At 59.6% G+C, this 21,000-nt stretch carries 23 protein-coding genes and 1 tRNA gene; 14 read left to right on the forward strand and 10 right to left on the reverse strand.

Annotated elements, in window-relative coordinates; genetic code table 11:
* Positions 1 to 129: 129 nt before the first annotated feature.
* Positions 130 to 969 carry a hypothetical protein gene (locus V1475_RS17515; RefSeq protein WP_479413773.1) on the forward strand — a complete coding sequence of 280 codons (840 nt, stop codon included), beginning with the start codon at positions 130 to 132 and terminating at the stop codon, positions 967 to 969.
* A 6-nt stretch (positions 970 to 975) separates the two neighbouring features.
* Here V1475_RS17515 and mnmH read toward each other — a convergent pair whose 3' ends face one another.
* The gene (mnmH, locus tag V1475_RS17520) at positions 976 to 2,025 is read right to left on the reverse strand and encodes a tRNA 2-selenouridine(34) synthase MnmH (RefSeq protein WP_479413774.1); all 1,050 of its coding nucleotides are present in this window, start codon (positions 2,023 to 2,025) and stop codon (positions 976 to 978) included.
* 318 nt (positions 2,026 to 2,343) lie between these two features.
* Between mnmH and V1475_RS17525 the strand changes: the two genes are divergently transcribed.
* The 8 genes from V1475_RS17525 to V1475_RS17560 all read left to right on the forward strand — a co-directional run bounded on the left by V1475_RS17525 (position 2,344) and on the right by V1475_RS17560 (position 9,377).
* Positions 2,344 to 3,531 (forward strand): tyrosine-type recombinase/integrase, encoded by a 1,188-nt coding sequence (locus tag V1475_RS17525; protein ID WP_479413775.1) that lies wholly within the window; start codon positions 2,344 to 2,346, stop codon positions 3,529 to 3,531.
* A 94-nt stretch (positions 3,532 to 3,625) separates the two neighbouring features.
* Entirely contained in the window at positions 3,626 to 4,357 is a 732-nt protein-coding gene (locus V1475_RS17530; protein ID WP_479413776.1) for a hypothetical protein, read from the forward strand.
* Between the two features lie 109 nt (positions 4,358 to 4,466).
* Positions 4,467 to 4,691: a helix-turn-helix transcriptional regulator gene (locus tag V1475_RS17535; RefSeq protein WP_417263920.1), complete on the forward strand. Its 225-nt coding sequence runs from the start codon at positions 4,467 to 4,469 to the stop codon at positions 4,689 to 4,691.
* A 141-nt stretch (positions 4,692 to 4,832) separates the two neighbouring features.
* Entirely contained in the window at positions 4,833 to 5,054 is a 222-nt protein-coding gene (locus V1475_RS17540; RefSeq protein ID WP_479413777.1) for a hypothetical protein, read from the forward strand.
* A 189-nt stretch (positions 5,055 to 5,243) separates the two neighbouring features.
* Positions 5,244 to 6,395: a hypothetical protein gene (locus V1475_RS17545; protein WP_479413778.1), complete on the forward strand. Its 1,152-nt coding sequence runs from the start codon at positions 5,244 to 5,246 to the stop codon at positions 6,393 to 6,395.
* Between the two features lie 90 nt (positions 6,396 to 6,485).
* Complete coding sequence (locus V1475_RS17550) at positions 6,486 to 7,136, forward strand: AP2/ERF family transcription factor (protein ID WP_479413779.1); 651 nt, start codon at positions 6,486 to 6,488, stop codon at positions 7,134 to 7,136.
* A 235-nt stretch (positions 7,137 to 7,371) separates the two neighbouring features.
* Positions 7,372 to 8,658 carry an AAA family ATPase gene (locus V1475_RS17555; RefSeq protein WP_479413780.1) on the forward strand — a complete coding sequence of 429 codons (1,287 nt, stop codon included), beginning with the start codon at positions 7,372 to 7,374 and terminating at the stop codon, positions 8,656 to 8,658.
* Positions 8,655 to 9,377, forward strand: a complete 723-nt coding sequence (locus V1475_RS17560) for a hypothetical protein (protein WP_479413781.1) — start codon at positions 8,655 to 8,657, stop codon at positions 9,375 to 9,377. The genes V1475_RS17555 and V1475_RS17560 overlap by 4 nt, the downstream gene beginning before the upstream one ends.
* Positions 9,378 to 9,551: 174 nt before the next feature.
* On the opposite strand, the gene V1475_RS17565 is transcribed toward V1475_RS17560, so the two are convergent.
* Positions 9,552 to 9,627 (reverse strand) — tRNA-Thr (locus tag V1475_RS17565).
* A gap of 91 nt (positions 9,628 to 9,718) precedes the next feature.
* Entirely contained in the window at positions 9,719 to 11,293 is a 1,575-nt protein-coding gene (locus V1475_RS17570; protein ID WP_479413997.1) for an ABC transporter permease, read from the reverse strand.
* Positions 11,294 to 11,623: 330 nt separating this feature from the next.
* Between V1475_RS17570 and V1475_RS17575 the strand changes: the two genes are divergently transcribed.
* Complete coding sequence (locus tag V1475_RS17575) at positions 11,624 to 12,502, forward strand: hypothetical protein (protein WP_434286584.1); 879 nt, start codon at positions 11,624 to 11,626, stop codon at positions 12,500 to 12,502.
* 11 nt (positions 12,503 to 12,513) lie between these two features.
* On the opposite strand, the gene V1475_RS17580 is transcribed toward V1475_RS17575, so the two are convergent.
* The gene (locus tag V1475_RS17580; RefSeq protein WP_479413782.1) at positions 12,514 to 13,194 is read right to left on the reverse strand and encodes a hypothetical protein; all 681 of its coding nucleotides are present in this window, start codon (positions 13,192 to 13,194) and stop codon (positions 12,514 to 12,516) included.
* Positions 13,195 to 13,217: 23 nt separating this feature from the next.
* Positions 13,218 to 13,502, reverse strand: coding sequence for a DUF2312 domain-containing protein (locus tag V1475_RS17585; RefSeq protein WP_434286582.1), 285 nt, complete (start codon positions 13,500 to 13,502; stop codon positions 13,218 to 13,220).
* Positions 13,503 to 13,667: 165 nt separating this feature from the next.
* Here V1475_RS17585 and V1475_RS17590 point away from each other — a divergent pair, with 165 nt between their 5' ends.
* The gene (locus V1475_RS17590; protein WP_479413783.1) at positions 13,668 to 13,883 is read left to right on the forward strand and encodes a hypothetical protein; all 216 of its coding nucleotides are present in this window, start codon (positions 13,668 to 13,670) and stop codon (positions 13,881 to 13,883) included.
* A gap of 342 nt (positions 13,884 to 14,225) precedes the next feature.
* Complete coding sequence (locus tag V1475_RS17595; RefSeq protein WP_479413784.1) at positions 14,226 to 15,236, forward strand: phosphoadenosine phosphosulfate reductase; 1,011 nt, start codon at positions 14,226 to 14,228, stop codon at positions 15,234 to 15,236.
* Between the two features lie 48 nt (positions 15,237 to 15,284).
* On the opposite strand, the gene ureG is transcribed toward V1475_RS17595, so the two are convergent.
* Genes ureG through V1475_RS17610 form a run of 3 tightly spaced genes read right to left on the reverse strand, consistent with a single transcriptional unit; the run spans position 15,285 to position 17,114 of the window.
* Positions 15,285 to 15,899: an urease accessory protein UreG gene (ureG, locus tag V1475_RS17600; protein ID WP_479413785.1), complete on the reverse strand. Its 615-nt coding sequence runs from the start codon at positions 15,897 to 15,899 to the stop codon at positions 15,285 to 15,287.
* Between the two features lie 12 nt (positions 15,900 to 15,911).
* Positions 15,912 to 16,547: an urease accessory protein UreF gene (locus V1475_RS17605; RefSeq protein ID WP_479413786.1), complete on the reverse strand. Its 636-nt coding sequence runs from the start codon at positions 16,545 to 16,547 to the stop codon at positions 15,912 to 15,914.
* 6 nt (positions 16,548 to 16,553) lie between these two features.
* The gene (locus tag V1475_RS17610; protein WP_479413787.1) at positions 16,554 to 17,114 is read right to left on the reverse strand and encodes an urease accessory protein UreE; all 561 of its coding nucleotides are present in this window, start codon (positions 17,112 to 17,114) and stop codon (positions 16,554 to 16,556) included.
* Between the two features lie 75 nt (positions 17,115 to 17,189).
* On the opposite strand from V1475_RS17610, the gene V1475_RS17615 reads away from it, so the two are divergent.
* Together V1475_RS17615 and V1475_RS17620 are read left to right on the forward strand one after the other, a co-directional pair.
* A complete protein-coding gene (locus V1475_RS17615) occupies positions 17,190 to 18,347 on the forward strand; it encodes a hypothetical protein (RefSeq protein WP_479413788.1) in 1,158 nt (385 codons plus the stop codon).
* Positions 18,348 to 18,401: 54 nt separating this feature from the next.
* Positions 18,402 to 18,731 (forward strand): hypothetical protein, encoded by a 330-nt coding sequence (locus V1475_RS17620; protein WP_479413789.1) that lies wholly within the window; start codon positions 18,402 to 18,404, stop codon positions 18,729 to 18,731.
* A gap of 167 nt (positions 18,732 to 18,898) precedes the next feature.
* On the opposite strand, the gene V1475_RS17625 is transcribed toward V1475_RS17620, so the two are convergent.
* A complete protein-coding gene (locus tag V1475_RS17625) occupies positions 18,899 to 19,123 on the reverse strand; it encodes a hypothetical protein (RefSeq protein WP_434286573.1) in 225 nt (74 codons plus the stop codon).
* Between the two features lie 160 nt (positions 19,124 to 19,283).
* Positions 19,284 to 20,996 carry an urease subunit alpha gene (ureC, locus tag V1475_RS17630; protein WP_479413790.1) on the reverse strand — a complete coding sequence of 571 codons (1,713 nt, stop codon included), beginning with the start codon at positions 20,994 to 20,996 and terminating at the stop codon, positions 19,284 to 19,286.
* Between the last annotated feature and the right edge of the window lie 4 nt (positions 20,997 to 21,000).

Consider the following 21,000-nt stretch of genomic DNA (forward strand, 5'->3'; position numbering starts at 1 on the left):
GCTTCGGGATATTGCGGCGCGCCCTGTCATCTTCATTTCACTTTACCGATCCCGAGACGCCTGCAAGCGTCGCCCCGTGCTTTTCACATTTGATCGCATGCGATTCGGGAACTTCGGGGGATTTTCAGGATGAAACATTGGACGACAGCTCTGGCGCTCTGCGCGAGCCTTGCCTCAGCCGCTCAGGCGCAAGAGGCCACACTCTACAGCCAAGCCAATGGCTGGACCGTCACGCAACTGCGCGAAAACGGTCAGGTCGTGGCCTGTGAGGCGATGCTGATCACCGGTCCCGAGCAGGGCCTGTTCTACCGCTACGACACCGCCAATTCCGTCATCGGGTTCAGCGGCCCCGCTTCCGCCGCCTCGCCCTTTCCCATCGATGTGGACATGTGGTTCGACAATGGCGTCAAAGCCTATCAGAGCTATATCATGCAGCCGATCACCGATCACAACGGTTATGAATGGCGCGGGCTGATCATGACCAATGACGAACCCTGGGGCGAACTGGACCAGTTCCAGAACGCCGCCACCCTGCACGTCGGCTACGACACCGGCCATGGGGTCGCGCAATTCGCCTTTCCGCTGAGCGGTTCGAACCGCGCCGTCGCCGACACCATCGCCTGTGCCCAACCCGCCCCCCAGCCTGCCGTGGTGCAGGCCGCCCCGCAGGTGATCTACGGCAGTTGCAAGCTGATCGTTCACGGGCAGGTCTATGTCGACATGGCCGCCGGATGTCCGATCTGGCTCGCAAATGACGGCAGCGGCAATGTCTGGATCAACACCGACCGCACCGCCTATCTCGGCCAATATTTTGCCGAAATCGCTCCCGATGGCACCGGTCAGGCCTCCGGCTGGTGGAACGCCGAACCCGGCGCAACCCATGCCCAGGCCCCCTTGGGCGACGGGTTTCGCATGGGCAATGGTGGCTGCTGGTCGAATGCCACCGCCACCGTTTGTGCCGCGCGCTGAGCCGTCTCAGCCCGTTTCCAACAGATCGGCAATCCGTGCGGCGGCACCTTCGCGCGCCGCGGCGCTCATGTCGCCAAGATCGACGCGCGCCCGCACCTCCGGCGCATGGCGCGCACGGGATTTCTCGTAACGCGGATCGTAATGCTGCGCCATAAGCGCGCCCGCGAGATCGACGAAATCGCCCTTCGCCGCCATCTCGCGCCAGGCTTCGACACGGGCGTGCCCCTGAAGCGGAATGAGCTGATCGAGCCGCGCAGCCATCAACTCGGCATCTTCGACCAAATCAGCGTAGGCCTCCGCAAGATAGCGCGCCCGGGCGCTCAGCTCCGCGCTCACCTCGATGCGCGGCGCGGCGCACATCGCCGCCCAAATCGAGGGCGGCACCGACAGCTCGCCGATCCGCGAGCTTTCCGCCTCCACCAGCACCGGTCGCGCCGGATCGAGCCGCGCAAGCGCTGCCGCAAGCCGGCTCTCAAACCCTTTCTGCGCCGGTTGATCGCCCATGCCTCCGAAAATCGAGCCGCGATGATTGGCAATCCCTTCGAGATCGAGCACCTGCCCGCCCCGCGCCGCCACCCGCTGCAACAGATCGGTCTTGGCCGTGCCCGTGTTGCCGTCGATCAGCACGAAACGATGCGGCAGCGGCGCGTCGTGCAACATACCGATCACCGCCTTGCGCCAGCTCTTATAGCCGCCGTCCACCACCTCCACCCGCCAGCCGATCTGGCGCAAGATGATGGCAAAGGAATTCGACCTCTGCCCGCCGCGCCAGCAATAGACAAGCGGCTGCCAGCCGCCCTCCTTGTCGGCCAGCGGCCCCTCGATATGATCGGCGGCGTTGCGCGCCACCAAAGCCGCACCGAGCTTGCGCGCCAGAAAAGGCGATTGCTGCTTATACACCGTCCCGACCACGGCCCGCTCGGCATCCGAAAGCACCGGCAGGTTGATCGCGCCGGGCACATGGTCCTCGGCAAACTCGGACGGTGCGCGCACGTCGATCACCGTGTCGAAGGGCGCGTCGAGAAATTGTCGGACGGAGGAGAAAGCGATGCTCATAGGGCTTTGTAACTTCGGATTGGAACCGGGAACAGAGCCTTATAGCGGATCAGAGCAAACGCCGTTCCCCACACTCCCCGAAGTGATAAAAATGGTGCCCCCACACGGACTCGAACCGCGGACCCACTGATTACAAAAACGGATCGGGGCGTTTCTCCGCATTACTCCAAATTTCTCCACACTTCGAAAAATAAAGCTAAAACAAAAACTTACATTGACCACCTTTGCGCTCTTGTCACATGACTATCTCCAAGTTTCGGCTCCGCGTGCTTCCGTATAGCTTCCGTTTTTTGCGGGCCGATTTTTGAGAGGTGCAAAATGAAGCTCACAAAACGCTCTGTTGAAGGACTTGAAGCCAAGGAAAAGGACTACCTCATCTGGGACAGTGAGGTGCGCGGTTTCGGCGTGCGGGTCTTCCCCTCCGGCAAGCTCTCCTACCTCGTGCAGTACCGAACCGGGAAGCGCACCCGGCGGCTGACGCTCGGCCAGCACGGGCCGCTGACGACCGACGAGGCCCGGAGCTTGGCAAAGCAACAGCTCGGCAATGTCGCGCGCGGGGACGACCCCTCCGAGACCCGCAAGAAGAAACGTATGGCCCCCACGGTGGCGGCGCTCTGTGACCGCTTCCTGTCCGAGTACGTGGCTGAACATTGCAAGCCGACAACCTACGCCAGCTACAAGACCGTGGTGATCCAGCACATCAAACCCAAGCTCGGCATGTTCCAGATCGAGGATGTGACCCGGGCCGATGTGGCCGAGCTTCACCACAACATGAAAGACACGCCCTATCACGCAAACCGCGTGGTCATGGTCATGTCGAAAATGTTCAACGTGGCCGAGGATTGGGGGCTACGCACCGAGGGCACCAACCCGACGCGCCGGATTAAGAAGTATAAAGAGGTCGAGAAGAAACGCTATCTCAGCGACGAGGAACAATCGCGGCTGGGCGAAGTGCTGTTCTCGGGTTTGGAAGACGGCGACTATTCCGAATATGTCGTCGCGGCTTTCATGCTTTTGCTTTTGACCGGATGTCGCCTGCGCGAAATCCAAACGCTCAAATGGGAGTATATCACCCGCACCCATCTGGAATTGCCGGACAGCAAAACCGGACGGCGGCGCATTCCCCTGCCGCGTGAGGCTTGGGACGTGCTGAACGCCCTGCCCCAGCGCGACGGCAATCCCTATGTGATCTTGGGCGACAAGCCCGAGGGCCACTACAACGATCTTCAAAAGCCGTGGCGCAAAATCCGCGCCCGTGCCGGTTTGAATGATGTGCGTATCCACGACCTGCGGCACACCTATGCCTCGGTGGCCGTGACCAATGGCATTGATCCGTTCATGCTCAAGGAGATCATGGGCCACAAGAACCTCAGCACCACGCTACGTTACGCGCACCTCGCGGACGAGGCCGTACAGAAGGCAGCGGGTTCGGTGGCAGCACGTTTGGCCCGTGCGGTACGTAATAGGGATAGGCAGGACGGCCCCGCGTTGCGTGTGGTTCGGTAGGTTGCGTATAGGGCGTAAATCGAGGCCGCTTTTCCTACGTAACGTATCGCTATGATACGGGCGGCAATGCTGGCGGGTTTTCTAACGTATTGATATGTTCCGCCCGAAACATGGAGCTGAGGGCAATATGGCAGAGGAACTAGGGGAAACCATCACCCTGCGCGGTGAGGTTGAGGCCGACCTTTCCGAAGACCTTGTCGCGTCCCTTCATGCCGTGATCGGTGCCGAAGCCGAGCTTGCGCAATTCCGCTCGGACCTTGTCCGTATCCTGACCCGCTATGAACTGTATCGGGAAATCACAAACACGACGCCGAAGAAGGAACGCCGCGCCCAACTGACCAAGTTGCGGGACAAGGCGTCTCAGTTGATTGAGGCCATGGACGGGCTCGCCCCGGATGTTACGCGCGCCTTGGACACGAACCTCGCAGCTGTGACAGAAGAAAGGCGATGGGAGGGGTGGAGCTTCGACAGCGATGAACCTGTCCCAGACGACGATCAAAGCGTCGCCGATGCACAACGCGCCGCCGAAAACATTATTGCTGCCTGCCAAATGGAATTGGACCTGTTTGCCGAGACAAAGGGCGCAAAGAAGGGCAGCTCCAATCCGGCTTTGGATCAGCTTTTGACGGACCTTTCTGCGTTCTTTGAAGGTGAGACAGATAGGCTTGCTCAATCTCAATGCTATCGCGACGAACTCACAGAAGACGGCTATAACGGCGCGTTCTTCGTCATGACAAAGCAGCTTTTGGACGGTTATGCGCCGCAAGTGTACGGGACCCCCGCAGCACTTGGAATTCGAATTCTGCGGGTGCTGAAAGAGCGCTAATCACTCTGACCCAACACATAGGGTCAAAACTTTTCCCTATGTGTTGTTACGAAGAGTTTCGAATACTCTGCATAAAGCTCTCAACGCAACGAAAGACAGCGAGAGCAACATGCAGACACAACTTGATCCTGACTACTACGACCGCCTGATCGACGAGAAAGAAGCGGCTAGTTACCTGTGCTATTCCGTGCGCGCCTTGCAGAACTGGCGCGTACGCGGTGGCGGGCCGCTGTTCATCAAAGTCTCTGGCCGATCCGTGCGCTACACGCGCCGCGATCTGCAAGACTGGATCGGCGCAAAACGCGTGGCGAACACGACCTGCGCACCTTCCTAATTCACTAGAGTTTTGCCCGTTCGGAGTTGGCAGCAACGAGCGGGATTTTGGGGCCGGATGGCTCTAGGGGCGCGGGGCACGGCATCGCCACCTCGCGCCCTTTCTATGTCCGCTGCCGCGACATTCAAAAAGGAAATCAACATGTCAAATCAACCTGCATACAGGTTCAAAATCGGCCTGATCACAGCCACCATCTGGAACAATGACGGCTTCTATTCCGTCGATCTGACACGCGCCTACAAGACACAGGACGGCGATTGGCGCAACACAAGCGCCTTCGGTCACAATGACCTCCTGAACCTCTCAAAATGCGCGGAACGGGCTGAAAGCTGGATCGCAAAGCAGCTTGCAGCCAACAGCTAATTGGAGCGCCGGGCGTCACGCCCGGCCCCAAAACAATCGCTGCCCCGCCGGAGGCACAATTGAAGGGCGCGCACGCGCCCGCACTTCACACACATCCTTGAGAGAATACGCGCGGCATCCGCCGAATGAGGGGGGTGATTGTAGCACCCCCCTCTGGAAATACCGCCCGCCAAAGAGAGAACCCAATCTATGAAGATCGTTCACCGTGGCTTTGACCGTCTGGAACTGTCGATTGAGGCCAATATTCCGCCCGAACTGTTCGAACATCTCGACCCGATCCGAGAAGAGGCCGAGGAAGCCCGCGAGAAACGCCTTGTGAGCTATGGCGGGGCCGATTTCGACCTCCTGCCTCACGGCGTGCAGGGCTATCGTTTTGTACTGCAAGGTGGGCCTCTGAATGTCACATGGTTCTTTAAGAAACCCAACGCCCGTGACCCTTGGGGCATCCGCATTGTCGTCGGCTCGCTCATGCTCGCCACCCGAGGGCTGGGCTATGTCCGAACCCACATCGCGAACACGCTGGAACGGCTGGGCGTGCGCTATGGCCCGCGACAGGTCAGCATCGGACGCACCGACTTTTGCGTCGATATTCTGGCCCCGGCGTTCGAGCTGACGCCCGAAAACTTCGTGATCCACAGTCACACCAACCGCGCGGATCACCTGACGCCCGAAGAGCACACCCGCAGCAATGGGAAATCCGGGCGCTTCACTTCCGTCACCGTGGGCAAAATGCCGGGACGACAAGTAACCATCTATGACAAGCGGCTGGAAGTCACAGACAAGCGCAAACCGATCTGGTGGGACTTGTGGAACGCAAACCTCAATTCCGAGGACTTGCCCCCTCTGGACCCGAAAGTCCGCTCAGAGAGCCGAATCTGGCGCGTAGAGGTGCGAGCGGGCAAGCGGATCATGAAGGACCGCTGGGGCATCACCACATGGGAGGACTTCGACGCCAAGTTCGGTGACGTGATTGCGGAAGCCTTTGAGAAAATTCGCTACTGCGAACCGGACCCGACAGACAGCAACCGCGCCCGCTGGCCCAACCATGAAATTTGGGACATAGCCAAGGTGGACGCCGACACCGACCTGACCGAGCTGCGCAGCCATGTGGACGCCAGCGCCGTGAAAGAAGTCCACAAGGCCGATCAGATTAAAATGATCCTCGCCCTCACCTTGGGCAATTGCACCACTCTGGCGGCCCTTGAGGGCGTCGAGAACGACGAGTTACAGAGCTACATGCAGGACATGGGCGAGCGGTTGCGGATGGAGATTCAGGCCGACCCGGAGCGTGCAGCGAACAAGCTCAGCAAGGCGAAGCAACGGTATCGGTTTGTGGGGTAGTCGTTCGATTTAAGACTTGAAATGCTAAGCGCGTGTCCAGCAGGATAGCCCGTATAACACGACCCCATTTTGCGAATGAAAGATCAGATTTTGACGGACTACCTCAAGACTCTCCGCGAAGATATTGGACGAATTGCAAGCGAACTAGATGAAAGCGAAATCTGTATCGTCCCTACCACGAGAGACTTGTTTGCTATTACGGACAAACAATTCAGTTCACAGGTATTACAATTCCGTTGGTACGCAAATGTCGCTTATGAAAAGCACGTCTATCCGGTCGCTGACATTGATGGCAAACGGGTCAACCTTCAACGGTTTGTGTTCTGGCTGAATTCTTCAGAAAAATCGCTCAAAGAAATCAAACAAATCTCTTTTCAAAACAAGTGCAGTTTCGATTGCCGCATTTCAAACCTTCTGGATAAAGACGGTCGTCAAAACGTAATGCGAAATCGCAAGAAAAAGAGCAATTCTGCGTCGCAGTATAAAGGTGTGAAAAGGGTTGCCCGACGTAACGGCGGCTATTCTTGGCGCGCGAATATTGGCCTTGGAGAGCACGTGCTTTATTTGGGAACATTGGACAACGAACTGGACGCCGCAAAACTTTATGACGCTGCCGCTTCAGTATTTTTTGGAACCTCTGCACTGCTGAACCTGCCAGATCAGCCAATCGAAGACTGGGCATCGACACGGGTGCATTTTCAGTATCAGAAAATGCAGGTGAAAATTAGGTCGGGTGGGTGACGCCACCAACTTAGCCAGCAAAAGCCCCTAAAACCCTGCAAAAATTCCGAACCTTATGACCATATAAACTGCAACCAATTCATGAGTTGTAGCAGTATTCACCTAGCCCTGAGATCTCCAATTCGTCAAATCGCCGTCACTAAGACGAAGCCGATATAGTAACCAATCTACATAAAAGCAGTTACTGAAATTGCTTCCGCTTGCAATTTCAATCGCATTCGCTGAAAGAGATAGTATGCTAGAAGAATTGCACATATCCCGTTTCAAGTCTGTTCGAGATCAAACCCTTGATCTTGGAAAGGTTAACCTCTTCATCGGGGGCAATGGCACTGGCAAGTCCAATATCCTTGAGGCGATTGGCTTGGCATCAGCTTGCCTCGGAAGAGGTCTGGGCGACTCTGACATTCGATCAAAAGGCCTGAGAGTTACGCCGCCGGAGTTAATGAAATCTTCATTTAAGAATGAAGATTTGCCCAAGACACTCGAACTCGAGGCAAAATTTTCCGAGGGCATTGAATACAAAGCCGTCCTGCAAAGCAGAGAAAATGATCCTCTGCTCCGTTTTTTTGCAGAAGCTTCTATCTACGAAGGACAAAAAATCTTTGGTAGAAGTAATCGTGGAGCACGAGCCACAGGAGTGACACATGCCGACCGCCTTGAGAGACACAGAGGAATTTGGGATCAGATCAAAGCGACCTATGATATACCTAATCCTGTAAGCTCGGCTTTCTCTGAATTTTCTAAGTATGTAATCTACACACCACAAACAGATTTTCTTAGAGGTCGTCAAAGTGGGCGCATTGATGTGCCTCCTGTTGGACTGCATGGGGAAGGACTACCGGAGGCCGTGTCGAGTATTCTCAGCGAATGGGGTCGCTTGCGAAACCGCGAGAGAAGAAAGTCAGGCTCAGGGGGGAAAGAATGGGAAATTCTCGATAAGTGTATGGACCTAGTGTGGTTGCCGGGATGGGCTTCTTCATTCGGAGTGCATCGAGGGAAGCCCCAGCTCACTTCACGAGATGTTGTTGAACGCTCTAGCGAAACCGTTTATTTCGTAGACCGTTTTATGCATGCCAGCCGGAATAGGCTTTCTGTCTATGACAGCAGTGAGGGCACTTTATTCCTTCTATTTGCTGCTATTATCCTTTCCCACCCAGAAGCTCCTAGGGTTTTCGCTCTGGACAATGTGGATAACGCATTGAACCCAAAACTCACCAGAAAGCTTGTTGAACAAATCGTGTCAGTGGTCAGCACTACTGCCGCTTCAGACACCGAGCTGGGAGCTCGCCAAGTTTTCCTGACCAGCCACAACCCCACTGCACTCGATGCATTCGATTTGTTTAGCAAAGATCAACGAGTGTTCGTTGTTCGCCGAAATGATAGGGGGCACACCACCGTTGAAAGGTTGCAGCCTCATCCGGAAATGTCCCGACAAGATTGGATGTTAGCGATGAATGGCCGCAATCTTTCACAAGTCTGGTTGGACGGAGACATCCCCGGAGCTTTAGGTGACCATCTATGAGAATTGGGATTGTTTGCGAAGGCCCTACAGATTTCTATGCGATTTGCTTTTTTATGAGGCATGCACTTTCTCAGATAGGTATTGAGGCGGAGTTCGTAGCCCTTCAGCCAGAAATGGACAATACTTCTCCCGAGGCTGGATGGGGTAATGTTCTATTATGGTTAGACAAAAACCCGCCTGCGACACGAATCGCAAAGTACTTTGGCGGCGGATTATTCGGCGGGGGACTATCAACCAAACCGCTAAATGCAGTCTTGATCCAAATGGATTCCGATGTTTTGGGCGATGCATCATTCACACAATATGTTCAAACCCAATACGCCCTTACAACAATTAATCCTACACCCACAACGCAACGTGCAGATGAAGTTCGCAAGGTGCTCTCGGCAGCAGCACAACTGCAAACCATGACAGTAGAAGACATCTCCAGACACATTATCACACCAGCCGTAGAATCGACAGAAACTTGGTGTGTTGCAGCATTTACGGCAACAAAAAAAGATTATGAAAGTCTCTCGGGGCAAAAACTCATAAATGCTTTTATGTGCGCCCTAGAACTCAGTGAAAGTACGCCACCGAGTCCACCCTACTCGAAGATCAACAAATCACAAAAACGGCGAGAAAGATTTTGCGCAACATATTCCAATTATTCGCAACGCGTAATCGATGGTTGTGAACAGTTTCGATTAGCTTACGAGCAACTGCTCTTGCTTACGTAGACAACCTGCAAATCCCCCCCTACAGAAACAAATTCCACTTTAGAATCGCCCCGTTGCCCGTACGCAACGCTCTTCCCTTCGCTTCCGCGTGCTTCCGTATTGCTTCCATTTTCCAAAATGGAACAAACGCGAATGCGAGGAGATTGCGCAACACATTGATTTTATTGACAAAAATGGTGCCCCCACACGGACTCGAACCGCGGACCCACTGATTACAAATCAGTTGCTCTACCAGCTGAGCTATAGGGGCACTCAGGGGCTCATTTAAGCGTGCGGGCGAGGGCGTGCAAGCAATTTGTCGCCCCGCGCGCAATGAACCGGACGCAGCGCAGCATGCCCGCTCAGGTCAGGTCCGAAGCATTTTCGGACCGCGCGAGCAGAAGCACCGCCACCAGCCCGACGGAAATCACCAGAAGCGCTGCCGGAGAGGCCGCTTCGAGTTGTTCGAGCGAGGCTTTCTCGAACACCCGCGTCGCCAGTGTGTTGTAGTTAAACGGCCGCAGCAGCAGCGTCGCGGGCAGTTCCTTGACGCAATCGACGAAGACCAGCAAAAGCGCCGTGCCGACCGAGCCGCGGATCAGCGGCACATAGACCCGGCGCAGCGTGCCGCCAAGCGTCTGCCCAAGCGAACGCGCCGCCATCGGCAGCGAGGGCGCCACCCGGCCCAGGGCGGCATCGGTCGCGCCTTGGGCAATGGCAAAGAAGCGCACCACATAGGCAAAGACGATGGCAAAGGCCGTGCCAGTCATCAGAAGCCCCGGATCGTGCCCGGTCAGGGTCGCGATCCCATCGGCCAGAATGTGATCGAGATCGGCGAGCGGAAACAGGATGCCGATACCCAGAACCGCCCCCGGCGCAGCATAGCCCAGCGTGGTAAGCGGCAGCACCAGACGCGGCAGTTTGCGCCCGGTGAGCCGCACGCCGTACACCATGAAGAGCGCGGCAATAACCGTCAGAATGGCGGCAGAGCCCGCCACCGTCAGCGTGTTGGTGAGTGCGCTCAAAAGCCCCGGTGCCAGCCATTGCTCCGGCTCGCCCAGCGCATGGTGCAGGATCACCCCGACGGGCAGGATGAACCCCACCGCAAAGGGCACGAAACACAGCGCCAGCGCCAAAAGCCCCTGCCAGCCGGTCAGACGGATCGGTGAAATCGGTCGGGCCTGACGCGCGCCCTGAGAATAGCGCGCCCGTCCGCGCGAGGATTTTTCCAAGGCGACCAGAAGGAACACGACGACCAACACCACGGAGGCGATCTGCGCCGCACCGCCGGCGTTGCCGCCTTCGAGCCATGTGGAGAAGATCCCGGTGGTCAGCGTCTGCACCGCGAAATAGGTGACCGTGCCGTAATCCGACACGGTCTCCATCATCACGATCGCCGTGCCCGCCGCAATGGCCGGGCGCGCAAGCGGCAGGCCGACACGCCAGAACCGCTCGAACGGCCCCGCGCCCAATGCGCGTGCGGTTTCATAGACCGAGCCGGATTGCTCGCGAAACGCCGCGCGGGTCATGAGAAAGACATAGGGCGTCAAAGCGGCGGCTAGAACGATGATCGCAAAGCCCAGCGAACGCACCTCCGGGAACCAATAGTCGCGCGAAGTTTGCCAACCGAAGAGACCGCGCATCAGGGTCTGCACCGGCCCGGCATATTCGAGAAAATCGACCAAGGCATAGGCCCCGACATAGGCCGGGATCGCCAGTGGCAAGAGCAGCAGCCACTCGAGCGCCTTGGAAAACGGAAAGCGATACATGGTCACAAGCCAGGCCGCACCGGTGCCGACACAGGCGGCCAGCCCCGCGACGCCAACGGCCAGAAGCGCCGTGGTCAGCATGTAACGCGGCAGGGTGGTGGCCAGCAGATGCGGCCAGATGTTCACGCTCGGGTGGAATGCGATCCAGACCACGGAAATCAACGGCATCAGCACCAGAGCCGCGATGACAAAGGCCCCGACCGACCAGGGCGACAGGCGCGCCACGCGGGCAAGCCCGTGGTGGCGGACGTTCGGACGGGCATCGCAGGCCGGAGGCTGAGTGATTTGGTCGGTCATTCCTCCGGCTTACTGCCTTTCCGAGAGAACGTGAAGCCCAGTTTCGGCGCGAAACCCGAGGGATCGCAGGGATTTTGCCGCGATGGCCCGAGGGCGAATTCGGTTTCCCTAGCGGCAAAACCGGTTATATTAACGTTAACGAGCCGCCGTAAAATCAGGCACGGCATAAGAGCAGAGCCAGAGACAGGACCGACCACTCCCATGATCATTTCCATGCATATCGGCGCCCATTGCACCAATGGCGCGCAGCTCATGCGGGGGCTTCTCAAGAACAAGGCGGCGCTGGCCGAGCATGGCGTGGCGGTACCGCCGCCCTCGCATTACCGCGATGTGCTGCCGCAGATCATGAAAAAGGTCAAAAACAACCGTGCCAGCCCAGAGAGCCAGGAAATGCTGCTCGACCAGATGCTCGATCTGGACGATTGCACCCGCATGGTGCTGTCCTACGAGGATGTGATCTGCATGCACCCGCTGATCTTCGAGAAGGGGCAGTTCTACAGCAAGGCGGATTTCAAACTGCCATGGCTGCGCAACACCTTCGCCGATCATCAGATGGAATTCTTCATCGGCGTCCGAAACCCCGCGACCTTCATCCCGGCGGCGTTCTCCTATTGCGGCCCGAACACCAGTTTCGCGAGCTTCCTGTCGGGCATCGACCTCGACACGCTACGCTGGTCCAGCCTCTTGAGCCGCATCCGGACCGTCTGCCCGGATACGTCCGTGACCTGTTTCGCCTTCGAGGACACGCCCCTGACATGGGCACAGGTGATGCGCGACATGACCGGGGTCGGGCCGATGGTGCCGATGTCGGGCGGGCTCGACATTCTGGCGACGATCATGAAGCGCGAGGGCATGAAGCGGCTGCGCACCTATCTGCACACCCACAAACCCCAGACCGAAGAACAACGCCGCCGCATCCTTCAGGCCTTTCTCGACAAATATGTCGACGAGGCGGCTTTGGAAGAAGAGATCGAGGTGCCCGGCTGGGACGAGGCTCTCGTCGAACGGCTGACCGAGGCCTATGAGGAAGACTTGGAGCGGATCGAAGCCATGCAGGGCGTGCGCTTTATCGCGCCTTGAGGTCCGCCCCCTCACTCCGAAACATACGCCGCCACCAGCCCCTCGATCCCGCTCACCGGATGCGCCTTGAGCCAGAGCGCCACGCGGCATCCGGCCTCGGCATAGAAACTCGCATCGCGCGCGCCCATGGAATGCCGCCAGTCATGCGCATTCTCGGGCAGCGCCCCCTGCCCCGGATCGCAGCTCTCCGGGTTCAGATCGAAACGCGGGTCGCGCGACACATAGGTGGCAATCCCCTCATCAACCCAGGCCGGAAACCGCGCCTGTGCCTTGAGTCCGATCTGACGATGCAGCGCCACATGGGTCAGCTCATGGGCGATGATCTCCGTGTCATGCCCCTTTGGCGTGAGGTAGAACAGATGACTGCCATAGGCCATCGCGCGCACCTCCATACCGCCCATGACCTTGTTGCAGGTCTCGGTGTAACAGATCAGCATGCGCGGCCGCTCCTGCGGTCCAAAGGCGGCTTCGACGCGCGCTTCGGCAAAGACGAGACGGCGCAGCATCTCGTCCGAGGTGGTCGGGCCGGTCAGTTCGGAATAGACCTCCGGCGCGATCTTTTTAAACCCGAAACAACCCGGACAGACCCCGGCCACAACCGGGGACAGCCCAAGCATCACAAGCCCGAGGCCAAAGCCCAGCACCAGCGCGATCAGCGACAGCGCAATGCGGTGACCAAGTCGGGAGGCCATGACGGAACCTCGGAACAGGCGCCTCAGCGCATGCCCAGAGCTTCCCGATACATTTCAAGGATCGCCTCTTCCTCGGCGATCTCGTCGGCGGTCTTCTTGCGCAGCGCAATGAGTTTGCGCATCGCCTTGGTGTCGTAACCGCGCCCCTTGGCCTCGGCCATCACCTCTTTCTGCTGATCGGCGATGTCCTTTTTCTCAAGCTCAAGCCGTTCGAAACGCTCGACAAACTGACGCAGCTCATCCGCAGTGATGCGGTAAGAGGCGTCGGGGCCGGAGCTGTGGCCGGATTCGATATCGTCGTCCATCATGGGAAACCTTCCTCGGATTTTATGCTCTTTTCTGCCCCGATCCCTACCCGCCCGATGGCGGTGAGGCAAGTCTCGGAAACGCCTCTGCGCGCTTCCGTGCTTGCCTGACGCGACCCGAGGCGTTAGGCGGTCCCGAAGGATGGCCGACAAGCATGGGAGATGAACATGGGCGCATTGATCTGGGGCGGCGTGGTGTTGACGCTGATCGGCGTGGGCCTCTTGGTCTATTGCATCGTCGCGGCGATGAAAGCCAAGAAACTCGGCGGCTCCGACGAGGAGATCCGCGCCCGACTGCAAAAGGTCGTGGCCCTCAATCTGGTGGCGCTTCTGGTCTCCGCCATGGGGCTCGGTGCGGTGACCATCGGCATCATTCTCGGCTGAGAGACTGACGGATTCGCCCTGCCCAAGGGCGAGTCGGACATCGCGACAGATGCCCCGCATCACCGGTCCAATTGCGCCACAATTCCCGACGCAGGGCGACCAAAGCGCCCGAAAATCGCACATCGTTTCGCGACAGGTAACAGTCGCGCGACAGACCGAGGAATTCCTTTCCCACGCCGTCGAATGTGCTTAATTGAATAATCGAACATTAACCATTTCGGCCTTCTCCTGTCCCCAAAGCCCCCGGGTCCACCGGTTCGGTACACGGGGCGGGAAGAGGGCCTGTTGACGACCGCGCAAAGCCCTCGCAGAGACCGGGCCACGAGCATGAGGAGAAGTCTTATGAACCAAGCCGACACCGAGCTACAGAGCGCCATCCGCGACGTTCAGGACATTTCCGATCTGCCCCGTGACGAATGGGCCGAGGCACTTGAGGAATTCTGCGAGCAACACGGTTATTACGAACCGCTTGGCGACCGCTTCGCCGCCGCCTTCCTCGACGAGAAACCTCGCCTCCTCGTCAGTTTCGACACGTTCGAACAGGCGACCGAGCGCAATGACAAGGGCCATCCCACGGGCATGATGCTGGCCGCCCGGCACGGCTGGTCCTCGCTGACGCTGATGGCCCACGATCTCGATCCGAAAGACCGCTGGTTCCGCTCGAAAAACATCTACCGCTATTTCGACCGCCTTGTGGACGACGGCTTCTTCGAGGATTTCGATCAGGTCGTGTTCTACGGCGCGGGTGCCTGTGGCTATGCCGCCGCGGCCTATTCCGTCGTCGCCCCCGGTGCGACCGTCATCGCCATCGCGCCGCAAGCCACGCTCGACGGACGCTTGGCAAGCTGGGACCGGCGCTTCCCGAAAACCCGCCGGATGGATTTCACCAGCCGCTACGGCTTTGCCCCCGACATGGTCGACGGGGCGGAGAAGGCCTTTGTGCTCTATGACCCGCGCGTCAACGAAGATGCGATGCACGCCGCGCTGTTCAATCGGCCGCATGTCAACCGCATTCCCTGCCGCCTGTTCGGCACCGACCCGGAATTCGAGATGCTCGAAATGGGCGCGCTCGCCCCGATCCTCGAGGCCGCGATCGACGGTCGTCTGGATCAGCGCGCCGTCACCCGCGCGCTGCGCAAGCGGCGCGATCATCTGGGCTATCTGCGTCGGCTTCTGGCCGAAAGCGCTCCCAAAGCCCGGCCCTATCAGACCGCACTTCTGTGCCGCCATGTGCTGCGCAACCGCAAATACGCCCCGCGCTTCCGCAAGGCCTATGACATCGCGCTCGAGGTGCTCGAGGAACGCAACATCACCCTGCCCGAGCTGGAAACGCCGTTTCAGGAAAACGCCTGACGGAGCCCGACGGTCTCTCAAAAGACCGCCGTTGTCTCAGAGGTGGCCTTAACCGAGGCCGCCTTCCTCCTCGACGAACCGCACGATCGCCTCGACCCCTTCGCCATGGCGCAGCGCCGCCATGACATAGGCGCCTTGGCCCCGCGCCCGCCTGGTGTCTTCTTCCAACAACGCCCGGTCGACCCCGACATAGGGCGCAAGATCCACCTTGTTCACGACCAGAAGATCCGAGCGCGTCACCCCAGGCCCCCGTTTGCGCGGGATGTCCTGTCCGGCCGCCGTGTCGATCACATAGATCGTCAGATCCGCGAGTTCCGGCGAAAACGTCGCAGCCAAATTGTCGCCGCCGCTCTCGATCAGGATCACGTCCAGATCGGGGAATTTTTCCGACAGGTCGGCCACGGCGGCAAGGTTGATCGAGGCATCCTCGCGGATCGCCGTATGCGGACAGCCGCCGGTTTCCACCCCGCGAATGCGCTCCATCGGCAGAATTTGCTGGCGCATCAACGCCTCCGCATCTTCGCGCGTGTAGATGTCATTGGTGATGACCGCGATGGAATATTTCTCCGACAGCGCCTTCGCCAGCGCCCCGGTCAGCGTCGTTTTCCCCGCGCCCACCGGCCCGCCAATGCCAACGCGCAACGCCCCGTTCGGTGATGCCATATCTGCCTCCTGTTATGTCTTGAATATCCGCACGTCCATGTCCTCATGGCGTGCCGCGTTGAGATCGGCGGCAAACGCGCCCGTCGACAGCCCGTCGACCGTCGCGCCAAGTGCCTCTTCCGCCACTCTCTCGATCCCCTCATGAAGCGCAGACAGCGCGCTTTGCCCCGCCGCCTGCCCGAGCGGAATAAAGCGCACGCCTGCGGACACAAGATTCGAGGCAAAGCTATGAAGATAAAGCGAGATCACTGTCTTGGGCGCAAGCCCCAGATCCCGCGCCGCCTCGCCCACCGCCACCGGCAGCGCCCGCGCCGGGCGCTTGGGCCCGCCCATCTCCGCCACCGTGCGCGCGAAGGCCGCGCCCTGCTCATAAGTCTCCGCCCAGCGCTCTTTCGACCCGGCCAGAGCCTCCGCCAGCGCCGCCATCTCATCGGTATCCGCACCTTGCAGCACCATCGACAACAGCCAGGCATCCGCCCGCCCGCCGCCCCGCGTCAGCACCGCGTCGAGCCAGCCCCGAAGCCCAGCCGCATCGCGCACCTGCCCCTCGCTGATCGCCAGTTCCAGCCCATGCGAATAGGCGAACCCGCCCAGCGGGAAAGCGGGCGAGAGCCATTGCGTCAGCGTCAGAAGCGCGTGGTCCGTCATGTTCGCTCAATCATGATGATGGTGGTGACCGTGTTTATGCTCATGAGGATGGTCATGATCGTGCTCATGCGAATGATCGTGCGCGTGAGAATGACCGTGGTCATGGCTATGCCCGTGCCCCCCATGATCATGACCCATCGTCCGGCCATGGCCATAGGCCCCGCCCTCCGGCGAGAACGGCGCCACGATCTCCGCGACCGCGGCACCCAATTGTTCCAGCATGGCCTTCAAAACCGGATCGCGTTGGATCACCAACCGGTCGGCGGCAATTTCACAAGGCGTATGCCGGTTGCCGATGTGCCAGACATAGCGCGTCACCGTCTCGCCGGTCACCGCATAAAGCTCTTCCTCGGCGGCCCGCACCCCGATCACCGTGCCGTCTTCGCAGAGAAATCCGTCCCCCTCGCCGATCGACACGGTTTGCGGCAGGTCGACAAACACCGTCAGCCCCCCCTCGGTCACCAGTTTCTTGCGCCGCAAAAGCCGCTGATCGTAGGTCAGCGCCACGTGATCCGTGGCCACCTCCGCACCGCCCTCGCTGAGTTCATAAGCTTTCAATCCGCTCATTTTGCACCCTCCTGTCGGGAATTGGGACTTTCTTAACCGACTCGCCCTCAAATGTAAGGCAAGGAGACCCTGCCCATGCGTTTTTCGCCTTTCGATCATAGCGCCCCCGACGCCCCTTTCGAGGCCGTCGACGCACTTTTCACCCTGCGCGCCGAAATTGCCCGGCTGCGGGCGCTTGAAGTGGAATTATGTGATGAAATTCTGACCTTTGCCAGCGAACTGGGCTGTGACAAAGTACTCGGTCTAGGGCGCATGGCCGTGATCGAGACCCGCCGTCCGCGCCGCATCGCCCCCGAACACCTGCCGCAAGAGCTGCTGTTGAACCCGGATGTGTTCCGCGATTGCGAGGAAACCGTGGTTCTGCTCGCCCCCCGCGCCGCCGCAGTCGCCGCCACCCTTGAAATGCCGGTGGACCTGCCATCCCCGGAGCCTTCGATCGTCACGGACCAGAGTGCCGAAATGGGGCCTGAGGACCTGTCCCTCGGCCTTGTTTCCGCCCCGCCCCCCGAGCCGGACACAGAACACGATGTCACAGACGAGCCGCCGCTCCCCCTGCCCGCCCCCCTCCTCTTCAGCGCTTCTGACGAGATCTCCCCCGAGTTCCCGGATCAGGAAACGGAGAATGAGGCGCAGGCGGAGTTCACGGACCTCATCGCTGTGGACGACAGCCGGGCCACGATGCGCACCATCGGCGCCCCCCTGCCGGACAGCCCGCTCGATGCCGTCGCACCGGAGCATTCCCAAACCCCTCCCGAAAGTCTGCTCCATGCGTCGACCGTGGGCGTGAGCGATCTCGCGCCAGCCCCCGGCATGGACGTTTTCGAAGACACAGGCGGCGACGTTTCGGAAGATGTGAATGCGGTCACCGCCCCCTTTGTGCAAGCCGACGACCCCTTCGGTCTCAAAACCGCCGCGCCACGGAGGACCAGCCTGAACCTCCCTCCGATCGAAGCCGGTAACGCCCCCGAGGGCGAGACCCCGCGCGATCTGCGCCCCACCGGACATGCCGATTTGCAGCCTCTCGCGGGCCTCCATGACGAGAACCTGGCGCAGATGCAGGCCGATGCCGAGGCGCCACTCGCCCCGGCCACCCTGCCCGACGCGCTCGATCTGGCCCGCGCGCTCGAGATGGAGGCCGACCTCGGTTTCGCGCAAGCGATCGAAACGGAAGAGGACGCCCAGCCCGCCACCGCATTTGCCAGCCGTCGCCTCGCCATCGGCGACGAGGGCTAAGCCACAGGCCATGTACCCGAAATTCCAATCCCTTGCTCCAGAAGGAAAAAGACCATGGATATGTCCCTCTCCCCCGTCGATGAACTCGCCCATCTGCGCGCCAAGATCGCGGAACTGCGCGCCCGCGAGTCCGCGCTCGAGGCCGGTTTCATCTCTGCGCACGCGCCCGGCCGCTATCACGGGCTGACCTGCGACGTCGTGGTGTCCCACACCGCCTATCAGGTCTTCGACATCTCAAAACTTCCGCCCGAAATGCTCGACGACGACCGCTATTACGCGACCAAACAGGTCACCTCGATCCGCATCGAAGACCATGAGGAAGACGTTTTGCCCACCGCACTCCACGCCCCACAAACCATGCCGCTGCTCGCCCGCCCCGAATAACCCACCTGAAATCACAGGTCTAAATTACGGTAAATCACGAGGCCAACTCACACCTCTAACTCACGGGCTTAAATCTTGCGCCCCTGAACTCCGGTCAACGGGACCGAGGCGTCTCCCCACACCCTTCTGACACGGCCCCGAACCGTCCACCACGGCCTGCGCCTCCGTCAGACACAGAACAAATCCCGGAACACGTAATGCGGAATGCGGTCACGGGTGATGCCCATGGCCAGCAATTCCTCATCGCTCAGCGCATCGAGCCGGGCCAGTTCGCCAAGCCGTTTGCGGCGCACGGCATAGGCGTTCACCCCCTGCCCCAAAGTGGCGAAAAAAAGATCGAGCCGCGCCCGAAGGCTGGGCGTCAGGATCGCGATATTGGCGACATGCTGCATGGAAACCTCTCTTGATACGGGTTTCCTCCCTATGCTTTCAGGCTACAGGCATTCTATGAACAAACAATTGAACCCTGCGCACGACCGCAGCTTGACGCAACCCCCGCCGGATCAAAGACGGGTGTTGCATGTTTTCCGGGCAGTTACGCCGCCTTCCGTATCAGAACAGGAAATACCTCTGCGCCATCGACAACTCCGTCGCCGGTTCGCAGGTCAGAAGCTCGCCATTGGCCCGCACCTCGTAGGTTTCCGGGTTCACCTCGATCTCGGGCGTGGCGTTGTTCATCACCATGGACGACTTGCCGATGTTGCGCGTGTTCTCCACCGCCAGCGTTTGCTTGGCGAGGCCAAGTTGTTTGCCGATCCCCTCGGCCTGAGCCGCCTGAGACACGAACAGCACCGCGGAATGCTCCACCGCCCGCCCCATCGCACCGAACATCGGCCGCGTGTAAACCGGCTGCGGCGTCGGGATCGAGGCGTTCGGATCGCCCATCTGCGCCACGACAATCATGCCCCCCATCAGAACCATCTCCGGCTTCACGCCAAAAAACGCCGGCGACCACATGACAATATCGGCGCGTTTGCCGACCTCGACCGTACCGATATGTCGGCTCATGCCATGCGCAATCGCCGGGTTGATCGTGTATTTCGCGACATAGCGTTTCACCCGCACGTTGTCATTGTCGCCAGTCTCATCCGACAGGCGCCCGCGCTGTTTCTTCATTTTATCAGCGGTTTGCCATGTGCGAATGATCACCTCCCCCACGCGCCCCATCGCCTGACTGTCGGACGAAATCACCGAAAACGCCCCCATGTCATGCAGAATATCCTCCGCCGCAATCGTCTCCTTGCGAATGCGGCTTTCGGCAAAGGCCACATCCTCCGGGATCGACTTGTCGAGGTGGTGACAGACCATGAGCATGTCGAGATGCTCTTCCAGAGTGTTCTGCGTAAAGGGCCGCGTCGGGTTCGTCGAAGACGGCAGGATATTCTCATGCCCGACCACCTTGATAATGTCCGGCGCATGCCCGCCGCCCGCACCCTCGGTGTGATAGGCGTGAATGGTCCGGCCTTTGATCGCGGCCAGAGTGTTCTCCACAAACCCGCTCTCATTGAGCGTATCGGTGTGGATCATCACCTGCACATCCATGTCATCTGCGACAGAGAGACAGCAATCAATCGCCCCCGGCGTCGTACCCCAATCCTCATGCAGCTTAAGCGCCGCCGCCCCCGCCTTGACCATCTCGACCAGAGCGGCGGGTTGTGAGGCGTTCCCCTTCCCGGCCAAAGCGATGTTCATCGGCACGCCGTCCAAGGCCTGCAACATCCGCCCGATGTGCCACGGCCCCGGCGTACAGGTGGTTGCAAGCGTGCCATGCGCCGGCCCCGTGCCACCGCCCAGCATACAGGTGATCCCGGAATGCAGAGCATCCTCAATCTGTTGCGGCGCGATGAAATGGATATGGCTGTCCATCCCCCCCGCCGTGATGATCCGGCCCTCGCCCGCGATCGCCTCGGTCCCCGGCCCGACGACGATGTCGACATTCGGCTGCGTGTCCGGGTTCCCGGCCTTGCCGATCCCGGCGATGCGCCCGTCTTTCAAGCCGATGTCGGCCTTGTAAATCCCAGTCACGTCGAGGATCAGCGCATTGGTGATCACCGTATCGACCGCCCCCTGGGCGCGGCTCATCTGCGACTGGCCCATGCCGTCGCGAATGACCTTGCCGCCACCGAATTTGACCTCTTCGCCATAAGGCCCGGTGAGGTCTTTCTCCACCTCGATGATCAGATCGGTATCGGCGAGCCGAACCCTGTCGCCGGTGGTCGGGCCGAACATGTCGGCATAGGTCGTGCGGGAGATTTTTGCAGGCATCTTG

Source organism: Celeribacter sp. SCSIO 80838, from assembly GCF_056498065.1.